Here is a 25,332-nt window from a genome sequence, read left to right on the forward strand (position 1 = left end):
ATGGGCAACGAGCAGAAACTCCGGGACTACCTCAAGCGGGCCAGCGCGGACCTGCAGCGCTCGCGGCAGCGGGTGAACGAGCTGGAGGCGGCTGTCACCGAGCCGATCGCGATCGTCGGCATGAGCTGCCGCTACCCCGGCGGAGTCGCTTCCCCCGAAGACCTGTGGGCCATGCTCGTGGAGGAGCGGGACGGGATCACCGGCCTGCCCGCCGACCGTGGATGGGAACTCGACCCCGCCGACGGAACCACCGACATCCGTGGCGGATTCCTCCAGGGCGCCGCCGACTTCGACCCGGCCTTCTTCGGCATCTCGCCCCGCGAAGCCCTGTCCATGGATCCGCAGCAGCGGGTGCTGCTGGAGGCGTCCTGGGAGGCCTTCGAGCGGGCCGGCATCGATCCGCTCGCCCTGCGTTCCACCCGCACCGGCATGTTCATCGGCGCGATGCCGCAGGAGTACCGCACCGGACCCGACGACGACGTGCAGGGTTTCGTGCTGACCGGCAACGCGACCAGCATCATCTCCGGCCGCCTGGCGTACGTCCTCGGCACGGTCGGCCCCGCCGTGACCGTGGACACCGCCTGCTCCTCCTCCCTCGTCGCCCTGCACCTTGCCGCGCAGTCGCTGCGCTCAGGGGAATCCGAACTCGCGCTCGCCGCGGGCGTCACCGTCATGTCCAGCCCCACCACCTTCGTGGAGTTCGCCCGGCAGGGCGGGCTGGCCGCGGACGGCCTGTGCCGTTCCTTCGCCGACTCCGCGAACGGCACCGGCTGGTCCGAGGGCGTAGGCGTGCTCGTCATGGAGCGGCTCGCGGACGCCCGCCGCAACGGGCACCGGGTGCTGGCCGTCGTACGCGGCACCGCCGTCAACCAGGACGGTGCGAGCAACGGCCTGACCGCCCCCAACGGACCCTCCCAGCAGCGGGTCATCGAGCAGGCCCTGAGGGGCGCCAGGCTCTCCGCCGACCAGGTGGACGTGGTCGAGGCGCACGGTACGGGTACCACCCTCGGCGACCCCGTCGAGGCGCAGGCGCTGCTCGCCACGTACGGCCAGGACCGCCCCGAGGACCGGCCGCTGCTGCTCGGCTCCGTGAAGTCCAACATCAGCCACACCCAGGCCGCCGCCGGTGTGGCCGGCGTCATCAAGACCGTGCTCGCCCTGCGCCACGAACTGCTGCCCAGGACCCTGCACGTGGACGAGCCCTCCACCCACGTGGACTGGTCGGCGGGCGCCGTACGCCTGCTCACGGAGCCCACCCCGTGGCCGCGCCGAGAGGAACCGCGCCGGGCCGGTGTCTCCTCCTTCGGGCTCAGCGGTACGAACGCGCACGTGATCATCGAGCAGGCCCCGGAGGACGAGGGGGCCGAGCCCGAGGCTCAGGCCCCGGCCCGCGAGACGCCGGGCTCGCTGCCGTGGCTGGTGTCCGGGCGCACCCCGCAGGCGCTGCGGGGCCAGGCGGCGCGGATGCTGGAGTTCCTGGCCGCCGAGTCGCAGCAGCGCGACACCGACCTCGCGTACTCCCTCGCCACCACCCGGGCCGGTCTGGAGCACCGGGCCGTGGTCATCGCTGCCGACCGGGCCGGGGTGACGGCCGCGCTCACCGCCCTCGCGGACGGCGAGGACGGCGCCGCTGTACGGGGCGCCGTCCAGGGACGTACCAAGATCGGTTTCCTCTTCGCCGGGCAGGGTTCCCAGCGGGTGGGTACGGGGCGTGAGCTGTACGCCAGGTTCCCGGTGTTCGCCGCTGCCCTGGACGAGGCCCTGGGGTACCTGGACCACGGGTACGAAGTCCCCCTGCGCGACGTGCTGTTCGCCGCCGAGGGCAGCCGCGAGGCGGCCCTGCTCGACCGGACCGGCTACGCGCAGCCCGCCCTGTTCGCGATCGAGGTCGCCCTCTTCCGGCTGGTCGAATCCCTCGGAATCGCACCGGACTTCCTCGCGGGCCACTCGGTCGGCGAGATCGCCGCCGCGCACTGCGCCGGGGTGTTCACCCTCGCCGACGCGTGCACGCTGGTCTCCGCCCGGGCCCGCCTGATGCAGGCGCTGCCTCAGGGCGGCGCCATGATCGCCGTCCGGGCCACAGAGGAGGAGGTCCTCGCCCACCTCACCGACGGAGTCTGCGTCGCCGCCGTCAACGCACCGAACGCCGTGGTCGTCGCCGGAACCGCCGACGGGACCGCCGCCGTCGCCGCGCACTTCGCCGGTCTCGGCCGCAGGACGAGGACGCTGCGCGTCTCGCACGCCTTCCACTCGCCCCTGATGGAGCCGATGCTGGAGGAGTTCCGCGCCGTCGTCGCCGGACTCACCCCGCAGGCCCCGCTCGTCCCGGTGGTCTCCACCCTCACCGGTGTCCCCGCCGCCGCCGCGCGGCTCGCCTCGCCCGAACACTGGGCCGACCACGCCCGCCACACCGTCCGCTTCGCCGACGCGCTCGACTGGATGACCGGCCACGGCGCCGGCGCCTTCCTCGAACTCGGCCCCGACGGCCTGCTGTCCGCCCTCGCCCAGGCCCACCCCGAGGAGCCGGTGGCCTGCCCGCTGCTGCGCCCCGGCCGCCCCGAGGCCGACACCCTCACCGAAGCCGTCGCGGCCCTGCACGTGCGCGGTGTACGCGTCCAGTGGGACGGCTGGTTCGCGGGGACCGGGGCCCGCCCCGTCGACCTGCCCACGTACGCCTTCGAACACCGCGCCTTCTGGCCCCGGACGGCGCTCGGTCGGCACGCGGGCGACGTGCGCGGCGCGGGCCTGGGCGCCGCGCGCCACCCCCTGCTGGCCGCCGCCGTGTCCCTCGCCAACTCCGACGGACTGCTGCTCACAGGCAGGCTCTCGATCCAGTCCCACCCCTGGCTGGCCCAACACGCCGTACGCGGCACCGTCCTGCTGCCCGGAACCGGCTTCCTGGAACTGGCCGTCCGGGCCGGCGACGAGGTCGGCTGCGACCGGGTCGAGGAACTCACCCTCGCCGCGCCGCTGGTCCTGCCCGAACGGGGTGGCGTACAGGTACAGGTGTGGGTCGGCAGCCCCGACGGGACCGGCCGCCGCACCCTGACCGTCCACTCCCGGCCCGACACCGGCCAGGACGGGGCCGCCGCCGACGAGCAGCCGTGGACCCAGCACGCCCAAGGAGTGCTGGCCGCCACCGACCAGGACGCCCCGGCCTGGGACGGGCTCGCTGCCGGGGCCTGGCCCCCGGCGGACGCCCGCCCGCTGGAGCTCGACGGGCTCTACGCGCGGATGGCCGAGGCAGGCTTCGCCTACGGTCCGCTGTTCCAGGGCGTACGGTCCGCCTGGCGCGTCGGCGACGACGTGTACGCGGAAGTGGCGCTGCCCGCGACCGGGACCGCCGCCGACGCGTTCGGCATCCACCCCGCCCTGCTCGACGCGGCCCTGCACCCCTGCGCCTTCCTCGGCCTCGGCGAACACGGGCGCGGCGGCGTGCCCTTCGTCTGGCAGGACGTCACCCTGCACGCCGGCGGCGCCACGGCCGTGCGGGTCAAGCTCTCCTTCGCCGGTGACGACGCCGTCGCGCTGGCCGTCGCCGACACCGAGGGCCGGCCCGTCGCCACCATCGGCTCGCTCGTCCTGCGCGCCCTGCCCGACGCGGAACTCGGCCCCGCCCCCGCACTGGCCCGCGAGGCCTTGTTCGAACTGCGCTGGACCCGGCTGCGCGGGACCAACGCGCAGCCTGCCCCGGCTTCCGTCGCCGTACTCGGCGCGGACCCGTACGGCCTCGGCACCCCGCTCGTACGGACGCAGGGCCAGGCGCCGCCCGCCCTGGTCCTCGCCCCCGCCGTCGCCGCACCGGCCGATGATCCGGCCGCCGCCGCGCACACCCTGACCGCGCGCGTGCTCCGGCAGATCCAGGACTGGCTCGCCGACGACACCACGGCCGACACCCGGCTGACCTTCGTCACCTGCGGTGCGGTCGCCGCGGCCGACGACGAGGGCGTCACCGACCTGGCGGCCGCCGCCGTCTGGGGCCTCGTACGCTCCGCGCAGGCCGAGCACCCCGGCCGGTTCGGCCTGCTCGACCTCGACCCCGACGCGCCCGCCCCCGTACCCCCGCAGGCCCTGGCCAGTGACGAGCCGCAGCTGGCCGTCCGCGACGGCTCCGTGCTGGTCGCCCGGCTCGCCCGGGCCCGCCGGGAGCCGGCCGAAGCGGCCCTCGACCCCGAGGGCACCGTCCTGATCACCGGCGGCCTCGGCGGCCTCGGCCGGGCCCTGGCCCGCCACCTGGTCACCGAGCGCGGCGTACGCCACCTGCTGCTGGCAGGCCGGCGCGGGCCCGCCACCGAAGGCGCCGCCGAGTTCACCGCCGAGCTGTGCGCGCTCGGCGCGCAAGTCTCCGTCGAGGCCTGCGACCTGACCGACCGCGCCGCTGTCGTCCGGCTGCTCGCCACCGTCCCCGCCGCCCACCCGCTCACCGCCGTGGTGCACGCCGCCGGCGTCCTCGACGACGGCGTCGTCACCTCCCTCACCCCGGAGCGGATCAGCGCCGTCCTGCGGCCCAAGGCCGACGCCGTCTGGCACCTGCACCGGGCGACGGCCGAAGCCTGCCCCGATCTGGCCGCCTTCGTGGTGTTCTCCTCGCTCTCCGGCACCGTCGGCGCTCCCGGCCAGGGCAACTACGCTGCCGCGAACGCCTTCGTCGACGCCCTCGCACAGCTGCGGCGCGCCGCCGGAATGCCCGCCCTCTCGCTCGGCTGGGGCCCGTGGGCTCCCACCACCGGCATGACGGGCGGGATGACCCCTGCCGACCTGGAGCGGCTGGCCCGCAGCGGAACCCCCGCCCTCGCCGAGCAGGACGGACTCGCCCTGTTCGACGCGGCCCTCGCCCTGGACGCGCCCGTCCTGCTGCCCGCCCGGCTCGACCTGCCGGTGCTCCGCGCGCTGGGCGACGTACCGCCCCTGCTGCGCGGACTCATCCGCACCCCCGCCCGGCGCTCCGTCGTCGTCGGCTCTGAGGCGGCCGCCGGACTTGTCCAGCGGCTCGCCCGCCTCGACGGGGCGGCCCGCGCCGAGGCCGTCGTCGAGCTCGTCCGCACCCAGGTCGCCGCCGTACTGCGGCATGGCGGACCCCAGGACGTGGACCCGGTACGCCGCTTCCAGGACCTCGGCTTCGACTCGCTCACCGCCGTCGAACTGCGCAACCGGCTGCGCACCACCACCGGACTGCGCACCTCCGCCACCGTGATCTTCGACTACCCGACGGTCACCGCGCTCGCCGGGCACCTCCTCGACGAACTCATGGGGGACCGGGGCGCCGCCGTGGCCGCCGCCCCGCGCACCGCCGCCGCCCCGGACGACCCGATCGTCATCGTCGGCATGAGCTGCCGCTACCCGGGCGGGGTCGCCTCGCCCGACGACCTGTGGCAGCTGGTCCGCGAGGGCACCGACGCGATCTCCGGCCTGCCCGCCGACCGCGGCTGGGACCTGGACGCGCTCTACCACCCGGACCCGGACCACCCCGGCACCTCCTACACCCGCTCCGGCGGATTCCTGCACGAGGCCGCCGAGTTCGACCCCGGCTTCTTCGGCATGAGCCCGCGCGAGGCGCTGGCCACCGACGCCCAGCAGCGGCTGCTGCTGGAGGCTTCCTGGGAGGCGATCGAGCGCGCGGGCATCGACCCGGTCTCGCTGCGCGGCTCGCAGACCGGCGTGTTCGCGGGCGTCATGTACAACGACTACGCGGCCACCCTCTCCGACAGCCGCTTCGAAGGCCACCAGGGCAGCGGCACCTCGCCGTCCATCGCCTCCGGCCGGGTGTCCTACACCCTCGGCCTCGAAGGCCCGGCCGTCACCGTGGACACCGCCTGCTCCTCCTCGCTCGTCGCCATGCACTGGGCCATGCAGGCCCTGCGCACCGGTGAGTGCTCGCTCGCCCTCGCGGGCGGCGTCACCGTCATGTCCACCCCGACCTCCCTCATCGAGTTCTCCCGCCAGCGCGGCCTGTCCCCGGACGGCCGCTGCAAGGCCTATTCCGACGGAGCCGACGGCGTGGGCTGGGCGGAAGGCGTCGGCGTTCTCGTCCTGGAACGGCTCTCGGACGCCCGTCGCAACGGGCACACCGTCCTCGCCGTGGTCCGCGGCTCCGCCGTCAACCAGGACGGCGCCTCCAACGGCCTGACCGCCCCCAACGGGCCCTCCCAGCAGCGCGTCATCCGCCAGGCCCTGGCCGCCGCCGGCCTGACCACCGCGGACGTCGACGTCGTCGAGGGACACGGCACCGGCACCACCCTCGGCGACCCCATCGAGGCCCAGGCCCTGCTCGCCACCTACGGCCAGGACCGCGACGCCGACCGGCCGCTGCTGCTCGGCTCGGTCAAGTCCAACATCGGCCACACCCAGGCCGCCGCCGGAGTCGCGGGCGTCATCAAGATGGTCATGGCCCTGGGCCAGGGCCTCGCCCCGCGCAGCCTGCACGCCGCCGAGCCCTCCCGGCACGTCGAGTGGCAGGCCGGAGCCGTCGAGCTGCTGGCCCGGGAGACGGCCTGGCCCGAGACCGGCCGGCCGCGCCGCGCCGGCGTCTCCTCCTTCGGCATCAGCGGCACCAACGCCCACGTCATCATCGAGCAGGCTCCCGCCCTGCCCGCACCCTCCGCCCGCGAGGAGACCCGGGTCACCGCCTGGCAGCTGTCCGGCCGGACCCGGGCCGCACTGCGCGACCAGGCCGTCCGGCTGCGCACCTACGCGGAAGCCCGCCCCGGGCTCGACCCGGCCGACATCGGCCTCTCCCTCGCCACCACCCGGTCCGCCTTCGACCAGCGCGCCGTCGCCGTCGGCGGCCGCGTCGAACTGCTGCGCGCCCTGCGCGCGCTGGCCCGCGGCGAGGCCGACCCGGCGCTGTGCGAAGGCGAGAGCGGTGACACCAGGGCCGGTTTCCTCTTCGCCGGGCAGGGCTCCCAGCGGGCGGGTACGGGGCGTGAGCTGTACGCCCGGTTCCCGGTGTTCGCCGCTGCCCTGGACGAGGCCCTGGGGTACCTGGACCACGGGTACGAAGTCCCCCTGCGCGACGTGCTGTTCGCCGCCGAGGGCAGCCCCGAGGCGGCCCTGCTCGACCGCACCGGCTACGCGCAGCCCGCCCTCTTCGCGATCGAAGTCGCCCTCTTCCGGCTGATCACCTCCCTCGGCGTACGCCCCGGCCCGCTGCTCGGCCACTCGGTCGGCGAGATCGCCGCCGCGCACTGCGCCGGGGTGTTCACCCTCGCCGACGCGTGCACGCTCGTCTCCGCCCGGGCCCGCCTCATGCAGGAACTGCCCGAGGGCGGCGCCATGGCCTCCCTCGAAGCCGCCGAGGACGAGGTCCTCACCCGGCTCACCGACGGGATCTCCGTCGCCGCCGTCAACGGTCCCCGCGCCGTCGTCATCGCCGGTGAGGAGGACGAAGTCCTCGCGCTGGCCGAGCAGTTCGCCGCCGAGGGCCGCAAGACCAAGCGGCTGCGGGTCAGCCACGCCTTCCACTCGGCTCGTATGGAGCCCGTACTCGACGCGTTCCGTGCCGTCGCCGAACAGCTGACGTACACCGCACCGGTACTCGACGTCGCGTCCAACGTGACCGGTGCGATGGCCACCGCCGGGGAACTGTGCACCCCCGGCTACTGGGTGGAGCACGTCCGCCGCGCCGTCCGCTTCGCCGACGGGGTGCGCGCCGCCCGCGCCGCCGGCGCCACCACCTTCCTCGAACTCGGCCCGGACGCAGTGCTGTCCGCCCTCGCCCAGGACGTCCTCGGGGACGACACCGAATCCGTCCCGCTGCTGCGCACCGGCCGGGGCGAGGAGCTGAGCGTCACCGCGGCCCTCGCCCGGCTCCACGTACGCGGGATCGCCGTGGACTGGGCGGCCTACCATGCCCGGACCGGCGCCCGCCGTGTCGAACTGCCCACGTACGCCTTCCAGCACGAGCGCTACTGGCCCGAGCGGACCGCCGCGGCGGCCGTCGGAGCCGCCGACCCCAGCGACACCGCCCTGTGGGGCGCCGTCGAGCGCGGCGACGCCGACGGCGTGGCCGGCATCCTCGGACTGCGCGACGAGCAGCACGCCGGCCTCGCCGCGCTGCTGCCCGCCCTGTCGACCTACCGCCGCCACCACGCCGAACGGACCCTGCTGGACTCCGCCCGCTACCGCGTCCGGTGGCAGCAGGTCCGCGCCGGCGCCGCCCCCGTCCTGGACGGCACCTGGCTCGTCCTGACCACCGACGGGATCGAGGACACCGAGCTGCTGGACGCCCTGCGCGGCCATGGTGCCCGGTTCACGCGCCTCGTCCTGGACGACGCCTGCCCGGACCGCGCCGAACTCGCCGCCCGGCTCACCGCGGCGGGGGAGCACCATGGTCTGCTCTCCCTGCTGCCGCTCGCCGACGCCGACCTCCACGGGACGGTTCTGCCCACCGGCCTTACGCTCGGCACGGTCCTCGCACAGGCCCTGCAAGACACCGGCAGCACCGTGCCGCTGTGGACGCTCACCCGCGGCGCCGTCTCCACCGGCGCCGCCGACCCGGTCATCCGGCCCGCCCAGGCAGCCGCCTGGGGCCTGGGCCGGGTCGCCGCCCTGGAACGCCCGCAGGCCATCCAGGGCCTGGTCGACCTGCCCGAGACCCTCACCGCGCCCACCGTGCAGCGTCTCGTCAGCGCGCTGGCCACCACCCCGGGCGAGGCCGCCGAGGACCAGCTCGCGCTGCGCGGCAGTGCCGCGTACGGCCGCCGTCTGGTGCGCCGGCCCGCCGCCGAACTCCCCAAGGACGGCGCCTTCACCGCAAGCGGCACCGTGCTCGTCACCGGCGGCACCGGTGCGCTGGGCGCCGAGGTGGCCCGCTGGCTGGTCCGGCACGGCGCCGCCCACCTGATCCTCACCAGCCGGCGCGGCCCCGACGCCCCGGGCGCCGCCGAACTGGCCGAGGAGATACGGCGGCTGGGCGCCGAGGTCACCCTCGCCGCCTGCGACGTCGCCGACCGTGACGTACTGGCCGCCCTGCTGGCCACCGTACCCGCCGGGCAGCCGCTGACCGGCGTGGTCCACGCGGCCGGCCTGGGCCAGGCCGCACCCCTCGCAGCCCTCCCGCTCGCCGACGTGGGCGCGTACGCCGCCGCGAAGCTGCTCGGCGCGACCCACCTCGACGCGCTGCTGGAGGGTCAGGACCTGGAATTCTTCGTTCTGTTCTCCTCCGTCGCCGGGATCTGGGGCAGCGCCGGGCAGAGCGCCTACGCCGCCGCCAACGCCTACCTCGACGGGCTCGCCGAGCACCGCCGGGCCCGCGGCCTGACCGCCACCTCCGTGGCCTGGGGCCCCTGGGCCGACGCAGGCATGGCCACCCACGAGGCCGTCTCCGACAGCCTCGCCCGCCAGGGCCTGCGCTTCCTCGCACCCGCCACCGCCCTGGCCGAACTGGGCCGGGCGATCCTCCGCCAGGACACCACCGTCACCGTCGCCGACGTCGACTGGAAGACGTACGTCCCCGTCTTCACCGCGGCCCGCCCCAGCCGCCTCTTCGGCGAACTGCCCGAGGTGCGCGCTCTCGAGGCGGCCCCGGAGACCGAAGCCGCCGCCTCGGAGTTCGTACGCAAGGTCCGTACGCTGTCGGACGCCGAGCGGGACCGGACGCTGGTGGACCTGGTGCGCCGCGAGGCCGCCACCGTCCTCGGGCACACCTCCGCCGAGTCCGTCGCCCCCACCCGCGCCTTCCGCGACGCGGGCTTCGACTCGCTGACCGCCGTGGAGCTGCGCAAACGGCTGGCGACCGTGACCGGCCTGACGCTGCCCGGCACCATGGCCTTCGACCATCCGACGCCCGTCGCCCTCGCCGCCTTCCTGCGCGGTGAGATCCTCGGGGCCGCCGAGGCCACCGCCGCCCCACGGGCCGCGGTCGCCGGCCGGTACGACGAACCCGTCGCCATCGTCGGCATGAGCTGCCGTTTTCCCGGCGGTGTCCGCTCCCCTCAGGAGTTCTGGCAGCTGATCGCCGACGGAGCGGACGCCACCTCCGAATTCCCCGTCAACCGCGGCTGGGACGAGAACCTGTACGACGCCGACCCCGACGCGGGCGGCAGGACCTACTCCACCCGAGGCGGCTTCCTGCACGAGGCGGGGGAGTTCGACACCGGATTCTTCGGCATCTCCCCGCGCGAGGCCCTCTCCATGGACCCGCAGCAGCGGCTGCTGCTGGAGACCACCTGGGAGGCCTTCGAGTCGGCCGGCATCGACCCGGCGGTCGTGCACGGCAGCGCCACCGGCACCTTCATCGGCTCCACCTACCAGGAGTACGGCACCGGCATGGACGACGCGTCCGCCGGGCACGCCGTCACCGGCACCAGCCCCAGCGTGCTCTCCGGCCGCCTCGCCTACCTCTTCGGCCTCGAAGGCCCGGCCGTCACCGTCGACACCGCCTGCTCCTCCTCGCTGGTCGCCCTGCACCTGGCCTGCCAGTCCCTGCGCAACGGGGAGAGCTCGCTCGCGCTGGCCGGCGGCGCCACCGTCATGACCAACCCGGCCGCGTTCATCGCCTTCAGCCGGCAGCGGGCACTGGCCGCCGACGGCCGCTGCAAGCCGTTCTCCGAGGCCGCCGACGGCATGACCCTGGCCGAGGGCGTCGGCGTACTCGTCCTGGAACGGCTCTCCGACGCCCGGGCCAACGGGCACGACATCCTGGCGGTGGTCCGCGGCTCCGCCATCAACCAGGACGGCGCGTCCAACGGCCTCACCGCCCCCAACGGGCCCTCCCAGCAGCGCGTCATCCGCCAGGCCCTCAGCAACGCGGGCCTCACGGCCGCCGACATCACCGCCGTCGAGGCCCACGGCACCGGAACGGCCCTCGGCGACCCCATCGAGGCACAGGCCCTCCAGGCCGTCTACGGGCATGCCCGAGCCGCCGGGAATCCGCTGCTGCTCGGCTCAGTGAAGTCCAACATCGGCCACACCCAGTCCGCGGCCGGCGTGGCGGGCGTCATCAAGATGGTCATGGCGCTGCGGGCCGGCCTGCTCCCGCGGACCCTGCACGCCGACGAGCCGTCCTCGCACATCGACTGGAGCGGAGGCACGGTCGCCCTGCTGCACAGCCCGACGGCCTGGCCGGCGGGTGAGGAGGCCCGGCGCTGCGCCGTGTCCTCCTTCGGCATCAGCGGCACCAACGCTCATGTCGTCCTGGAGGAGGCTCCGGGCTCCGCAGCGGCCCTGCCCACCGGCGCGCCGGCCGGCGCGGAGCCCGCCGGGCCGGGATCCGCGCTGCCCGCGCTGCCCTCGATGGCGGCCCGGGCCCTGCCGGGGGCCGGTGCGGTCCTGCCCTGGGTGCTGTCCGCCCGCACCGCGGGGGCGCTGCGCGCCCAGGCCGCCCGGCTCGGCGAGCACCTCGACACCGGGCCCGGCGCGCGACCGGCCGACATCGGCCACTCGCTGACCGCCACCCGCGCGCTCTTCGAACACCGAGCCGTCGTCCTCGGCGACCGGGCCGAGGAACTCCGTGAGCACCTGGAGGCCCTGGCCGTCGGCGGTTCGTCGGCCGCCGTGGTCCACGGGAGGGCCGACCTCGACGGCAAGACCGTGTTCGTCTTCCCGGGCCAGGGCTCCCAGTGGGTCGGCATGGCCGCCGAACTCCTCGACGAGTCCCCGGTCTTCGCCGAACGGCTGCACGAGTGCGCCGCCGCCCTGTCGGCCCACACCGACTGGTCGCTGGTCGACGTCCTGCGCCGGACCGAAGGCGCGCCCTCCTTGGACCGGGTCGACGTCGTCCAGCCCGCGACCTTCGCCGTCATGGTGTCGCTGGCCCACCTGTGGGCCTCCTACGGCGTCACCCCCGACGCGGTCCTCGGCCACTCGCAGGGCGAGATCGCCGCGGCGGCCGTCGCAGGCGCGCTCACCCTGGAGGACGCCGCCCGCGTGGTGGCCCTGCGCAGCCGGGCCATCGCCCGTCGGCTGGCGGGCTCCGGCGGCATGGTCTCCGTGCCACTGGCCGCCGAAGAGGTCGAGGAGCGCCTCGCCGCGCGCGGCGGGAGCATCTGCGTCGCCGCCGTCAACGGGCCGCGGACCGTGGTCGTCGCCGGCGCCCCCGAGGAGTTGGACGCGCTCGTCGAGGACCTCGCGGGCGAGAACGTCCGGGCCCGCCGCATCGCCGTCGACTACGCCTCCCACTCCGCCCAGGTCGAGCAGCTGGAGGACGAACTGCTCACCGCCCTGGCACCCGTGCGCCCGCGCACGTCCGAGATCCCCTTCTTCTCCACCGTCACCGGCGACTGGCTGGACACGGCCGAGCTGGACGCCGCGTACTGGTACCGCAACCTGCGCCGCACCGTCCGCTTCGGCCCGGCCGTGGCCGCGCTGCTCGACCAGGGCCACCAGCTCTTCGTGGAGACCAGCCCGCACACCGTGCTGACCATGGCCGTCCAGACCGTGGCCGAGGACACCGGGCGCCGGGTCGCCGCCATCGGCACCCTGCGCCGCGACAAGGGCGGCTCCGGCCGCTTCCTGACCTCCCTCGCCGAGGCGTTCGTCCGCGGCGTCCGGGTGGACTGGACCCGCGTCTTCGAGGGCACCGGCGCGCACCGCGTCGCCCTGCCCACGTACGCCTTCCAGCGCGAGCACCTGTGGGCGCTGCCCGGCAAGCCGCGCCCCGGAGGCGAAGGAGACCCGGCGGACGCCGAGTTCTGGACCGCCGTCGAGGAGGCGGACGTCGAATCGCTGGCCGCCGGCCTGCGGCTGGAGGAGCGCGACCTCGCCCCGCTCCTGCCCGCGCTCGCCGGCTGGCGGCGCCGCAGCCGCGACCGGGCGGCCGTGGACGCCTGGCGCTACCGCGCCGTATGGAAGCCGCTCGGCGCGCTGCCCCCGGCCGCCCGGCTCACCGGCACCTGGCTCGTCGTCGGCTCTGCCGCCACCGAGGCCGACGCCGATGTCACCGGGGCGCTGACGGCCGCCGGAGCCGACGTACGGCACCTGATCCTGGACGACGCGTGCGCCGACCGATCCGTCCTCGCCCACCGCCTCGCCAACGGGAGCGGGGAGCCGGCCGAGGTGGGCGCGGACCTCGCCGGGATCGTCTCGCTGCTCGCCGCCGACGAGACCCCGAGCCGGGCCGTGCCCGCGCTCACCACTGGGCTCGCCCTGACCCTCGCCCTCGTCCAGGCCCTCGGTGACACCGGAATCGGCGCACCCCTGTGGTGCGTGACCCGGGGCGCCGTCTCCACCGGCCGCGCCGACCGTCTCAACCGGCCCGCCCAGGCCCAGATCCACGGCCTGGCCTGGACCGCGGCCCTGGAGCACCCCGACCGCTGGGGCGGCGTCATCGACCTGCCCGAGACCCCGCTGGACGCACGCGGCCGCGAACGCCTTGCCGCCGTCCTCACCGGGACGACCGGCGAGGACCAGCTCGCCCTGCGCGCCTCGGGCGTCCTGGCCCGCCGCATCGCCCGCATCCCCCGCATTGCTCGCGCCACCGCGAGCGGCGCCACCGACGGCGGGGGCACATGGAGCCCGCGCGACACCACCCTGATCACAGGCGGGAGCGGTACGCTCGCGCCGCACCTGGCCCGCTGGCTCGCCGGGCAGGGCGCCGGGCACCTCGTGCTCACCAGCCGGCGCGGCGCCGATGCGCCCGGCACCGCCGAACTGCTCGCCGAACTCCACGAGCTGGGCTGCGAGGCGGAGTTGCGCAGCTGCGACCTCACCGACCGTGCGGCCGTCGCCGACCTCCTCGACGGCCTGACGGCCGACGGCCGCACCGTACGGACCGTCGTGCACACCGCCGCGGTCATCGAACTCGCCTCCCTGGAGGAGACCGGACCCGAGGCGTTCGCGAAGGTCATCGACGCGAAGGTCGGCGGAGCCCGGCACCTGGACGAACTCCTCGACGACGACCAGCTCGACGCGTTCGTCCTCTATTCCTCCACCGCCGGAATGTGGGGCAGCGGCCGGCACGCCGCCTACGTCGCGGGGAACGCGTACCTCAACGCGCTCGCCGAGCACCGCCGGGCCCGTGGCGCCCACGCCACCTCGATCTCCTGGGGCATCTGGTCCGACGACCTGAAGCTCGGCCGGGTCGACCCTGGCCAGATCCGGCGCAGCGGCCTGAACTTCATGGACCCGCAGCTGGCCCTCACCGGGCTGCGCCAGGCCCTGGCCGAGGACGCGCACGTGCTCACCGTCGCCGACATCGACTGGGACCGCTACCACCCGGTGTTCACCTCGGGGCGGCCCACCACCCTGTTCGAGGACATCGCAGAGGTACGGAAGCTGGAGCGGCAGGCCTCCGAACAGCGGTCCGGGGAGAGTGAGTTCACCGCCCGGCTGCGGGTGCTGCCCGCGGTCGAACAGGACCGGGCGCTGCTGGATCTCGTTCGCGCCGAGGCGGCCACCGTCCTAGGCCACGCCTCCCCGGAGGTGCTGTCCGAGCAGCGGGCGTTCCGCGACGTCGGCTTCGACTCGCTGACCGCCGTGGACCTGCGCAACCGGCTCTCCGCCGTGACCGGGCTGGCCCTGCCCAGCACCATGGTCTTCGACTATCCCAACCCGCTCTCCCTGGTGGAGTTCCTGCGCACTCGGGTGGCCGGCGCGCAGCCCGCCCCCGAGGCCGTCGCCGCATCGGCGCTCGCCGACGACGAACCCATCGCGGTCATCGGCATGAGCTGCCGCTACCCGGGCGCCATCGCCTCCCCGGAGGACCTGTGGCGGCTCGTCTCCACCGGCGCCGACGCCATCGGCGACTTCCCCCTCGACCGCGGCTGGGATGCCGAGGGGCTCTACGACCCCGACCCGGACCGGCCAGGCAGGACGTACTCGACGCGCGGCGGATTCCTGGACTCCGCCACCGAGTTCGACGCGGGCTTCTTCGGCATCTCGCCGCGCGAGGCCCTGTCGATGGACCCGCAGCAGCGCCTGCTGCTGGAAACCTCCTGGGAGGCCCTGGAGCGCGCCGGGATCGACCCGGCCTCCCTGCGCGGCAGCCGCACCGGGACCTTCATCGGCGCCAGTTACCAGGACTACACCTCCGGCGGCTCGGCCCCGGACGGCGCCGAGGGCCACCTGATCACGGGCACCGTCCCGTCCGTCCTGTCCGGGCGGATCTCGTACACCTTCGGTTTCGAAGGCCCCGCCGTCACCCTCGACACCGCCTGCTCCTCCTCGCTGGTGGCGCTGCACCTGGCCTGCCAGTCGCTGCGCAGCGGCGAGTCCACGCTCGCCCTCGCGGGCGGCGTCAGCATCATGGCCACGCCCAATGCCTTCGTCGGCTTCAGCCGGCAGCGCGCCATGGCCGTGGACGGCCGTTGCAAGGCGTACGCCGAGGCAGCCGACGGCATGAGCCTCGCGGAGGGAGTCGGCCTGGTCCTCGTCGAGCGGCTGTCCGACGCCCTGGCCAACGGCCACCGCGTCCTCGCCGTCGTCCGCGGCTCCGCCGTCAACCAGGACGGCGCCTCCAACGGCCTGACCGCCCCCAACGGGCCCTCCCAGCAGCGCGTCATCCGCCAGGCCCTCGTCAACGCGGGCGTCCGCGCCGCCGACGTCGACGCCGTCGAAGGCCACGGCACCGGCACCCGCCTGGGCGACCCCATCGAGGCCCAGGCCCTGCTCGCCACCTACGGCCAGGACCGCGACGCCGGGCAGCCGCTGCTGCTCGGCTCGGTGAAGTCCAACATCGGGCACACCCAGATGGCCTCCGGGGTCGCGAGCGTCATCAAGATGGTCATGGCCATGCGGCACGGCGTACTGCCCGCGAGCCTGCACATCGACCGGCCCTCCTCCCACGTGGACTGGACGGCCGGCGCGATCGAGCTGCTGACCGGGGAACGGGACTGGCCGCGCACCGGCCGCCCCCGCCGCACCGGCGTGTCCTCCTTCGGCCTCAGCGGTACGAACGCCCACATGATCCTGGAACAGGCCCCGGTCGCCGAGCCCCGGGCGGAGACGACCGCACAGCCGGCCGGCGTGGTGCCGCTCGTGCTGTCCGGCCGGACCGAGGCGGCACTGCGCGCCCAGGCCGGGCGTCTGCTCACCTCGATGGAGGACAGGGCGGCGGACACACTGCTGCTGCCCGCCCTGGGGCGCGCACTGGCCACCGGCCGCGCCGCCCTGGAGCACCGGGCCGCCGTGGTCACCGACACGCACGAGGAGTGCGTGCGGGCCCTCACCGCACTGCGCGACGGCCTGCCGGACCCCACCCTGCTGACCGCACGCGCCACCGCGCGCGGCCGGACCGCGTTCCTCTTCACCGGACAGGGCAGCCAGCGTCCCGGCGCGGGCCGCGAACTGTACGCCCGCTACCCGGTGTTCGCCGACGCACTGGACTCCGTACTGGCCCGCTTCGACCTCGAACTGGACCGGTCGCTGCGCGAGGTGATGTTCGCCGGGCCCGGCAGCGCCGAAGCCGCGCTGCTCGACGTCACGGCCTACACCCAGCCCGCCCTGTTCGCCTTGGAGGTGGCCCTCCACCGGCTCGTCGAATCCTGGGGCATCCGGCCCGACCACCTGGCCGGGCACTCGATCGGCGAGCTGGCCGCCGCCCATGTGGCCGGGGTGTTCTCCCTGGAGGACGCCTGCACGCTCGTCGCCGCGCGCGGCCGGCTGATGTCGGCCCTGCCCGGCGGAGGCGCGATGGTCTCCGTGGAGGCCACCGAGGAGGAGATGCGGCCGCTGCTGGCCGGCCACGAGGACCGGATGGCGCTCGCCGCCGTCAACGGCCCCCGCTCGCTGGTCCTGTCCGGCGACGAGGAGCCCGTCCTGGGACTCGCGGCGCGCTTCGCCGCGCAGGGCCGCCGGACCGGGCGGCTGCGGGTGAGCCATGCCTTCCACTCCCCGCACATGGACGCGATGCTCGACGCCTTCGCCGAGGTCGCACGCAAGATCACCTACCACGCACCGACGATCCCTCTGGTGTCGACCGTGACCGGTGAACTCGCCGACTCCGAGCGGCTGTGCACCCCGGAGTACTGGGTCGAGCAGGTGCGCGGCACGGTTCGCTTCGCCGATGCCGCCCGACGCCTCGCCGAGCTGGACGCCACCTCGCTGCTGGAGATCGGTCCGGACGCCGTACTGAGCGGCGCGGCCCAGGAGGCCGCGGCCGACGAGCGGGTCACCGCCGTGCCGGCCCTGCGCCGGGACCGCGCGGAGGCCGCGACCCTGGCCACCGCCCTGGCCCGCCTGCACACCCGCGGGGTACGGGTGGACTGGGCCGCGGTCTTCTCCGCGAGCGGTGTCGCGGACTCGGCCACAGCCTTCGAGGAACTGCCGACCTACGCCTTCCAGCGGCAGCGCTACTGGCCGGAGGCCGGGCGGGTGGGTGCTTCCGGGCCCGCCGCCGACCCCGTGGACGCCGCGTTCTGGACGGCCGTCGAGCGGGCGGACCTGCCCGCGCTCGGCGCCGATCTCGGGCTGGACCAGGCCACCTTGACCGCCGTAGTGCCCGCGCTCACCTCCTGGCGCCGCAAGCGCCGGGCCGAGTCCACTGTCGACGGCTGGCGCTACGCCGGCACCTGGAAGCCGCTGCCCGCCCCGGGGACGGCGGCCCCGGGCGCCGCCGCCGAGCTCGCCGGGACCTGGCTCTGCCTGGTAGCTGCCGACGGGGAGAACGGCGAGGAACTGCTCGACCGCCTCGGCGGCGACCGGTTCACCCTCACCGTGCCGCGCGGTGAGACACGCGGAGTCCTCGCCCAGCGGTTGCGCGAACTGGCCTCGGCGCAGGCCGGGTTCACCGGGGTCCTGTCCCTGCTGGCCCTCCAGGACGAGGGCCTGCTGCCGACGGCCACCGCCGTCCAGGCCCTGGGCGACGCCGGGATCGGGGCCCCGCTGTGGTGCCTGACCCGGGGCGCCGTCAGCGTGGGCCGCTCCGACCCGCTCGGCCGGCCCGCGCAGGCTGCGGTCTGGGGGCTGGGCCGCAGCGCGGCCCTGGAGCACCCCGAACGCTGGGGCGGCCTGCTGGACCTGCCCGAGACCCTGGACCGGGCCGCTGTACGGCGGATCTCCGGACTGCTCGCGCAGACAGTGGGCACCGGCAGCACCGGCAGCACCGGCGGCGCCGGCAGCACCGGCAGCACCGGCAGCACCGGCGGCGAGGACCAGGTGGCCGTGCGCGCCGCGGGCGTGTACGCCCGCCGGCTGACCCGCCTCCCGCTGGCCGACCGCGCCGACGCACGCCCGTACGCCCCCACCGGAACCGTCCTGATCACCGGCGGCACCGGCGGGATCGGCGCGCACGTCGCCCGTAGGCTCGCCGCCCGGGGCGCCGCACACCTGCTGCTCGTCAGCAGGCGCGGCGCCGACGCGCCGGGCGCCGGGGGACTCCGTGCGGAACTCGTCGCGCTGGGCGCCCGGGTCACCCTGGTCGCATGCGACATCGCCGACCGCGACGGGCTCGCCCGCGTCCTGGCCGACGTACCGGATCACCTGCCGCTCACCGCGGTCTTCCACGCCGCGGGCGTGGTCGAGGACGGAGTCCTCGACACGCTCACCCCGGACGCGTTCGCCGCCGTACTCGGCCCGAAGGCCACGGCGGCACGGCACCTGCACGAGCTGACCCGCGAGAGCGACCTGGCGGCCTTCGTGCTGTTCTCGTCCACCGCGGCGAGCCTCGGCGCCGCCGGACAGGCCAACTACGCCGCCGCGAACGCCTTCCTCGACGCCCTCGCCGAGCACCGGCGCGGTCAGGGCCTGCCCGCGACCTCCCTCGCCTGGGGCCCCTGGGCCGGCACCGGCATGACCGGCGACGGAACCGGCATCGCGGACCGGGTCCGCCGGGGTGGCTACACACCCATGGCGCCGGAGCTCGCCCTCGACGCGCTGACCCGGGCCCTGGACCACGGCGACCCGGCCGCGCTGACCGTGGCGGACATCGACTGGGCCCGGTTCGCCCAGGTGTTCACCGCGCCCCGGCCCAACCCGCTGATCGCCGACCTCACCGAGGTCCGGGGTACCGCGGCCCCGGCGAAGCCGGCCGCGGGGGACGAGGGCGGCCTGCGGCAACGGCTCAACGCCCTGCCCGCGGCCGGCCGCGCCAAGTTCGCCCTGGACTTCCTGCGGGCCCAGGTGGCCGCCGTACTCGGTCACGCCGACGCCGTCGCCATCGGCGCGGACCAGGCCTTCACCGACCTCGGCTTCGACTCGCTGACCATCGTCGAACTGCGCAACACCCTCACCGCGACCACCGGTCTGCGGCTGCCCGCGACCCTCGTGTACGACCACCCGACCCCGCAGGACCTCGCCGCGCACCTGCTCGCAGAGCTGCTGGGCGACCCGGAGCCGCAGGACGAAGCCCCGGCGGCCGCCGGGACGGAGACCTCCGGCACGGGAACCGCCGGGACGGGGACCGCCACGGACCAGGACCCGGTCGTGATCGTCGGCATGGGCTGCCGGTTCCCGGGCGGCGTCGCATCGCCCGAGGACCTGTGGAGGCTGCTGGCGAACGGCGAGGACGCCATCTCGGCCTTCCCGCCCGACCGGGGCTGGGACCTGGACGCCCTCGACCGGGGCGGCTCCGCCACCCTGGAGGGCGGATTCCTCGACGGCGTCGGCCGCTTCGACGCCCGCTTCTTCGGCATCTCGCCGCGCGAGGCCCTCGCCATGGACCCACAGCAGCGCCTGCTGCTGGAGACCTCCTGGGAGGCCCTGGAACGGGCCGGCATCGCCCCCGACTCGCTGCGTTCCACCCCCACCGGGGTGTTCATCGGCACCAACGGCCAGGACTACACCTCCGTCCTGCGCCGAGGCACCGCAGACGTCCAGGGCCACGTCGCCACCGGCAACACCGCCAGCGTGATGTCCGGGCGCCTCTCCTACACCCTGGGCCTGGAGGGCCCGGCAGTCACCGTCGACACCGCCTGCTCCTCCTCGCTCGTCGCGCTGCACCTCGGTGTCCGCGCCCTGCGCGGCGGCGAGTGCTCCCTCGTCCTCGCCGGCGGCGTGTCGGTGATGTCGAGCCCCGACTCCTTCATCGAGTTCTCCGCTCAGGGCGGGCTGGCCCCCGACGGCCGCTGCAAGTCCTTCGCCGACGCGGCCGACGGGACCTCCTGGTCGGAGGGCGCGGGCGTCCTCGTCCTGGAACGCCTCTCCGACGCCCGCCGCCACGGCCACACCGTCCTCGCCGTGGTGCGCGGCGCCGCCGTCAACCAGGACGGCGCCAGCAACGGACTGACCGCACCCAACGGCCGCGCCCAGCAGCGGGTCATCCGTCAGGCCCTGACCGACGCGGGTCTGGCCCCGGCCGAGGTCGACGCGGTGGAGGCGCACGGCACCGGCACCCCGCTCGGCGACCCGATCGAGGCCGGCGCACTGATGGCCGCGTACGGAAAGGACCGCGAACGGCCGCTGCTCGTCGGCGCCGTCAAGTCCAACCTGGGCCACACCCAGGCCGCCGCCGGCATGGCCGGCGTCATCAAGATGGTCATGGCCATGAGCCACGGCGTCCTCCCGCGCACCCTGCACATGGACACCCCGTCCACGCACGTGGAATGGGCCGACGAGGCAGTCGCCCTGGTCCGCGAGGAGCTGGCCTGGCCCGCGACCGGGCGTCCGCGCCGGGCGGGTGTCTCCGCCTTCGGTGTCAGCGGCACCAACGCACACGTGATCGTCGAGCAGGCGCCGCAGTCGCCGGCCGCCGACATCCCCTCCGTGGTGGCGTCGGTGGCGCCGTGGGTGGTGTCCGCGAAGTCCGAGGCCGCGCTCGACGCGCAACTGGCACGGCTCGCCGGGATGCCGGAGACGTCCGCGCCGGACGTCGGCCTCTCCCTCGCGGCCGGACGCGCGCACCTCGCGCACCGGGCCGTGCTCGTGTCGGGGGCCGAGGTCGCCCGCGGGACGGCCGCCGAGCGGTCCCTCGCGGTCCTCTTCTCCGGCCAGGGCTCGCAACGCCTGGGCATGGGCCGCGAACTGTACGAGCGCTTCCCCGCGTTCGCCGAAGCCTTCGACGCCGCCTGCGCCGGACTGGACCGGGACCTGGACCGCCCGCTGCGCGAGGTGGTCTGGGGGACGGACGCCGCCCTGGCCGACCGTACGCAGTACGCGCAGGCTGGGCTGTTCGCGGTCGGGGTCGCGCTGTACCGGCTGGTCGAATCGCTCGGCGTGCGGCCCGAGTTCGTTGCCGGCCACTCGATCGGCGAGGTGACGGCCGCGCACGTCGCGGGCGTCCTCACGCTCGCCGACGCCTGCACCCTGGTGGCCGCGCGCGGTCGGCTGATGGAGGCCCTGCCCGAGGTCGGCGCCATGGCCTCGCTCCAGGCGGCGGAGGACGAAGTGCGGCCGCTGCTCGGCGAGTTCGTGTCCCTCGCCGCCGTGAACGGGCCGGCCTCGGTGGTCGTCTCCGGTGCGGCCGACGCGGTGGAGGCCGTACGGGCCGAGTTCGAGCGGAGGGGACGCAGGACGACCCGGCTGCGGGTCTCGCACGCCTTCCACTCGCCGCTCATGGAGCCGATGCTGGACGACTTCCGGAAGGTCGTCTCCCGGCTGTCCTTCACCGCGCCGGCGCTGCCGCTCGTCTCCAACGTGACGGGCGGGCTCGCGACGGCGGAGCTGGTGTGCGACCCGGAGTACTGGGTCCGGCACGTCCGCGACACCGTCCGCTTCGCCGACGGCGTCCGCGCCCTCGGCGGTGCGGGGGCCGGCGCCTTCCTCGAACTTGGCCCGGACGGCGTCCTGGCCGCCCTCGCCGAGCAGAACCTGACGGACGGGGGCCTCGTGGTCACCCCGGCCCTGCGCCGGGACCGCCCCGAGGAGCCGGAGCTCGTCACCGGGCTGGCCCGGCTGCACGTGGGGGGCGTACGGGTCGACTGGACCCTGCTCTACGAGGGCACCGGCGCCCGCCGCACCGACCTGCCCACCTACCCCTTCCAGCGGGAGCTGTACTGGCCCGAGCCCGCGGCCCTCCCCGTCCCCGGGCGGGCGGCGCCGGAGCGGAACGTGCACGATGCCGCCTTCTGGGAGGCGGTGGAACGGCAGGACCTGCCCGAACTCTCCGCCACCCTCGGCCTGTCCGGGGACGAGGCGTCGCTGTCGGCGCTCGTACCCGCGCTGTCCGCGTGGCGCCGCGGCCACGACGAGAGCACGGTGTCGGACGGCTGGCGCTACCGGGTGACCTGGAAACCGTTCGCCGCGGCCCCGGCCGACGCCCTGGAGGGCAGTTGGCTGGCGCTCGTCGCGCAGAGCCACCCGGACGACGCGTGGGCGGCCGGGATCGTGGACGCCCTCGGACAGGACGCGGTGCGCGTCGTGGTCGACCCGTCCGATCCGGTCGATCCGGTCGATGGTGAAGCCCTCGCGGCTCGGCTGGCCGGGTTCGGCCGGCACTTCGACGGTGTGCTGTCCCTGCTGCCCGACCTGCCCGACGGCTTCATGGACGCCCTCGCGGAGGCCGGCGTCGAGGCCCCGGTGTGGTGGGTCACCCGGGGGGCGGTGGCCGTGGGCCGCGCCGACGCGCCGGCCGATCCGGCCCGGGCCGCCGTCTGGGGCCTCGGCCGGGTCGCGGCCCTCGAACACCCCGCCCGCTGGGGCGGACTGATCGACGTGAGTGACGTACCCGACGCGCGCACGGCCGCCCGGCTGCGCTCCCTGCTCGGTGCCGGTGCCGGTCGGGAGGACCAGCTGGCGCTGCGCCCCTCCGGCGCGTACGCACGCCGACTCGTACGGTCTTCGGCCGCCGACCCGACGGCCGGGCTCTGGACCCCGTCCGGGACCGTGCTGGTCATTGGTGACGCCGGCGAGTTCGGCGGGCACACCGCCCGATGGCTGGCCCGTCAGGGCGCGGCCCACGTGCTGCTCGTAGGCACAGGCGAACCGGACGCCGCCCGGGCCGCCGGGCTCGGCCACCTGCTGGCCGAACACGGAGCCGCGCTCACCCTGGCCACCGCCGCCCCCGACGACCGGTCCGCGCTGACCGCGGCCCTGGCCGCGATCCCGTCCGACATGCCGCTCACCGCGGTGATCCACACCGGATACGGCGCCGAGGCGACAGGGCCGGACCGGGTCCGGGCCGGCGTGGAATGTCTGGAAGGCGCCCTCGAAGACGCCCTGGGGGACCGGGACCTGGATGCCTTCGTCCTGTTCACCTCGATCGCCGGCGTCTGGGGCGTACGCGGCCAGGGGCAGGGGGCCGCCGCGAGCGCCTGGCTCGACGCCTTCGCCGAACGCCGCCGTGCCACCCACCGCACCGCCCTCTCCGTGGCCTACGGAGCCTGGAGCGGACTCACCGACGACTCCCTCGGCCGGCACCTGCGGCTCAGCGGGCTGCCCGCCATGGACCCCGAGCGGGCCCTGGCTGGCATGCGCCGGGGCACCGGCGACGGCACAGCCACGGTGGTCGTCGCGGACGTGGAATGGGAACGCTTCGCGCCCGCCTTCGGGCAGGCCCGGCCGAGCGGACTGTTCGCCGAACTCCCGGAGGCCCGCGCCGCGCTGACACCCACCGAAGGACCGACCGGCACCGCCACGGAGACGGCGACCGCCACCACCGGCGCCGCTGCCGCGCTGCGCGCCGAACTGCTGGCCCGCCCCGGGGGCGCCGAGCGCGACGAAGTGCTGCTGGCCCTCGTACGCCGCGAAGTGGCCGCCGTACTGGGCTACCAGGACGCGCAGGCCATCCCGTCCGGGCAGGCCTTCAAGGACCTCGGCTTCGACTCGCTCACCGCCGTGGACCTGCGCAACCAACTCGGCAGGGCCACCGGCCTCACCCTTCCGGCCACGCTCGCCTTCGACCACCCCACGCCGACGGCCCTTGCCGCACAGCTGCGCCTGGAACTGCTGGAGGAAGCGGAGGAGGTCGCCCCCGAGACCGCACCCGGTACGTTCGCCGGTACGGCCGCCGGTACGGTCGGCGACACCGCGCAGGACCCGGTCGTCATCGTCGGAATGAGCTGCCGCTACCCCGGCGGCGTGCAGTCCCCCGAAGACCTGTGGGAGCTGCTGCGCGCCGAGGTCGACGCCATCGGCCCCTTCCCCGCCGACCGCGGCTGGGACCTGGACAGGCTGGCCCATGGTGACGCGGACGGCCGTGGCCGCAGCGTCACCCGCAACGGCGGCTTCCTCTACGACGTCGCCGACTTCGACGCCGCCTTCTTCGGCATCTCCCCGCGCGAGGCGATGATCGTCGACCCGCAGCAGCGGATCGTGCTGGAAACGGCCTGGGAGGCCCTGGAGCGGGCCGGGGTGGACCCCCACACCCTGCGCGGCGGCGACACGGGCGTGTTCATCGGCGGTGGCAGCGGCGACTACCGGCCCGCCATCGGCCAGCTCGGCCACGTCGAGACCGCCCAGTCCGCCAGCCTGCTGTCCGGCCGGCTGTCCTACACCCTGGGCCTGGAAGGGCCCTCGGTGACCGTGGACACCGCCTGCTCCTCCTCGCTGGTCGCCCTGCACCTGGCCGCACAGGCCCTGCGGGCCGGCGAGTGCTCCATGGCGGTGGCGGGCGGCGTGACCGTCATGTCCAGCCCCGTCGGCTTCGTCGAGTTCGGCGAGATGGGCGCCCTGTCGCCGGACGGCCGCTGCCGGGCCTTCGCCGACTCGGCGAACGGCACCGGCTGGTCGGAGGGCGTCGGCATCCTCGTCGTCGAACGCCTCTCCGACGCCCGCCGCCACGGCCACGACGTACTGGCCGTCCTGCGCGGCTCCGCCGTCAACCAGGACGGCGCGAGCAACGGCCTCACCGCGCCGAACGGCCCCTCCCAGCGGCGCGTCATCCGGCGCGCCCTGGCCAACGCCCGGCTCACCGCCGCCGAAGTGGACGCCGTCGAGGCGCACGGCACCGGCACCAAGCTGGGCGACCCGATCGAGGCGCAGGCCCTGCTGGCAACCTACGGCCGGGGCCGGGACGCGGAGCGGCCGCTGCTCCTCGGGGCGGTCAAGTCCAACATCGGGCACACGCAGGCCGCCTCGGGCGTCGCCGGAGTGATCAAGATGATCATGGCGATGCGGTACGGCGTCCTGCCTAAGACCCTCCACCTGGACACGCCCTCCTCGCACGTCGACTGGACGGCCGGGGCGGTGGACCTCCTCACCGAGGCGACCTCCTGGCCGCACACCGGCCGCCCGCGCCGCGCAGGCATCTCCTCCTTCGGCGCCAGCGGCACCAACGCCCACGTCATCCTGGAACAGGCGACCGACCCCGTGCACGACGAACCCCTCACCCTCACCGACGCACGACAGTTGCCGGAACCGGCCGTCGGCGCGGGTACGACGGCCGTACGCATCCCCGTACCCCTCTCGGCCACCACCCCCGAGGCGCTGCGGACCCAGGCCGCCCGCCTGCACGCCCACGTCACCGAGCGGCCCTCCCTCTCGGTCACCGACCTCGGCTACTCCCTCGCCACCACCCGGTCCGCCTTCGACCACCGGGCCGCCGTCCTCGTCGGCGACCGCGACGAACTCCTCGCCGGGCTCGCG

1 protein-coding gene (running past one end of the window) is annotated in these 25,332 nt (G+C 75.4%); it reads left to right on the plus strand.

Features of this window, described 5'->3' with window-relative positions; genetic code table 11:
• Window positions 1–25,332, plus strand: partial view of a type I polyketide synthase gene (locus tag AC3IYJ_RS38055; RefSeq protein WP_489399071.1) — the 5' portion only. Its footprint extends 3,438 nt past the window's final position; only the first 25,332 of its 28,770 coding nucleotides appear in the window; the start codon lies at window positions 1–3; the stop codon falls past the right edge of the window.

The sequence above is a fragment of the Streptomyces sp. GL_140 genome (assembly GCF_057834465.1).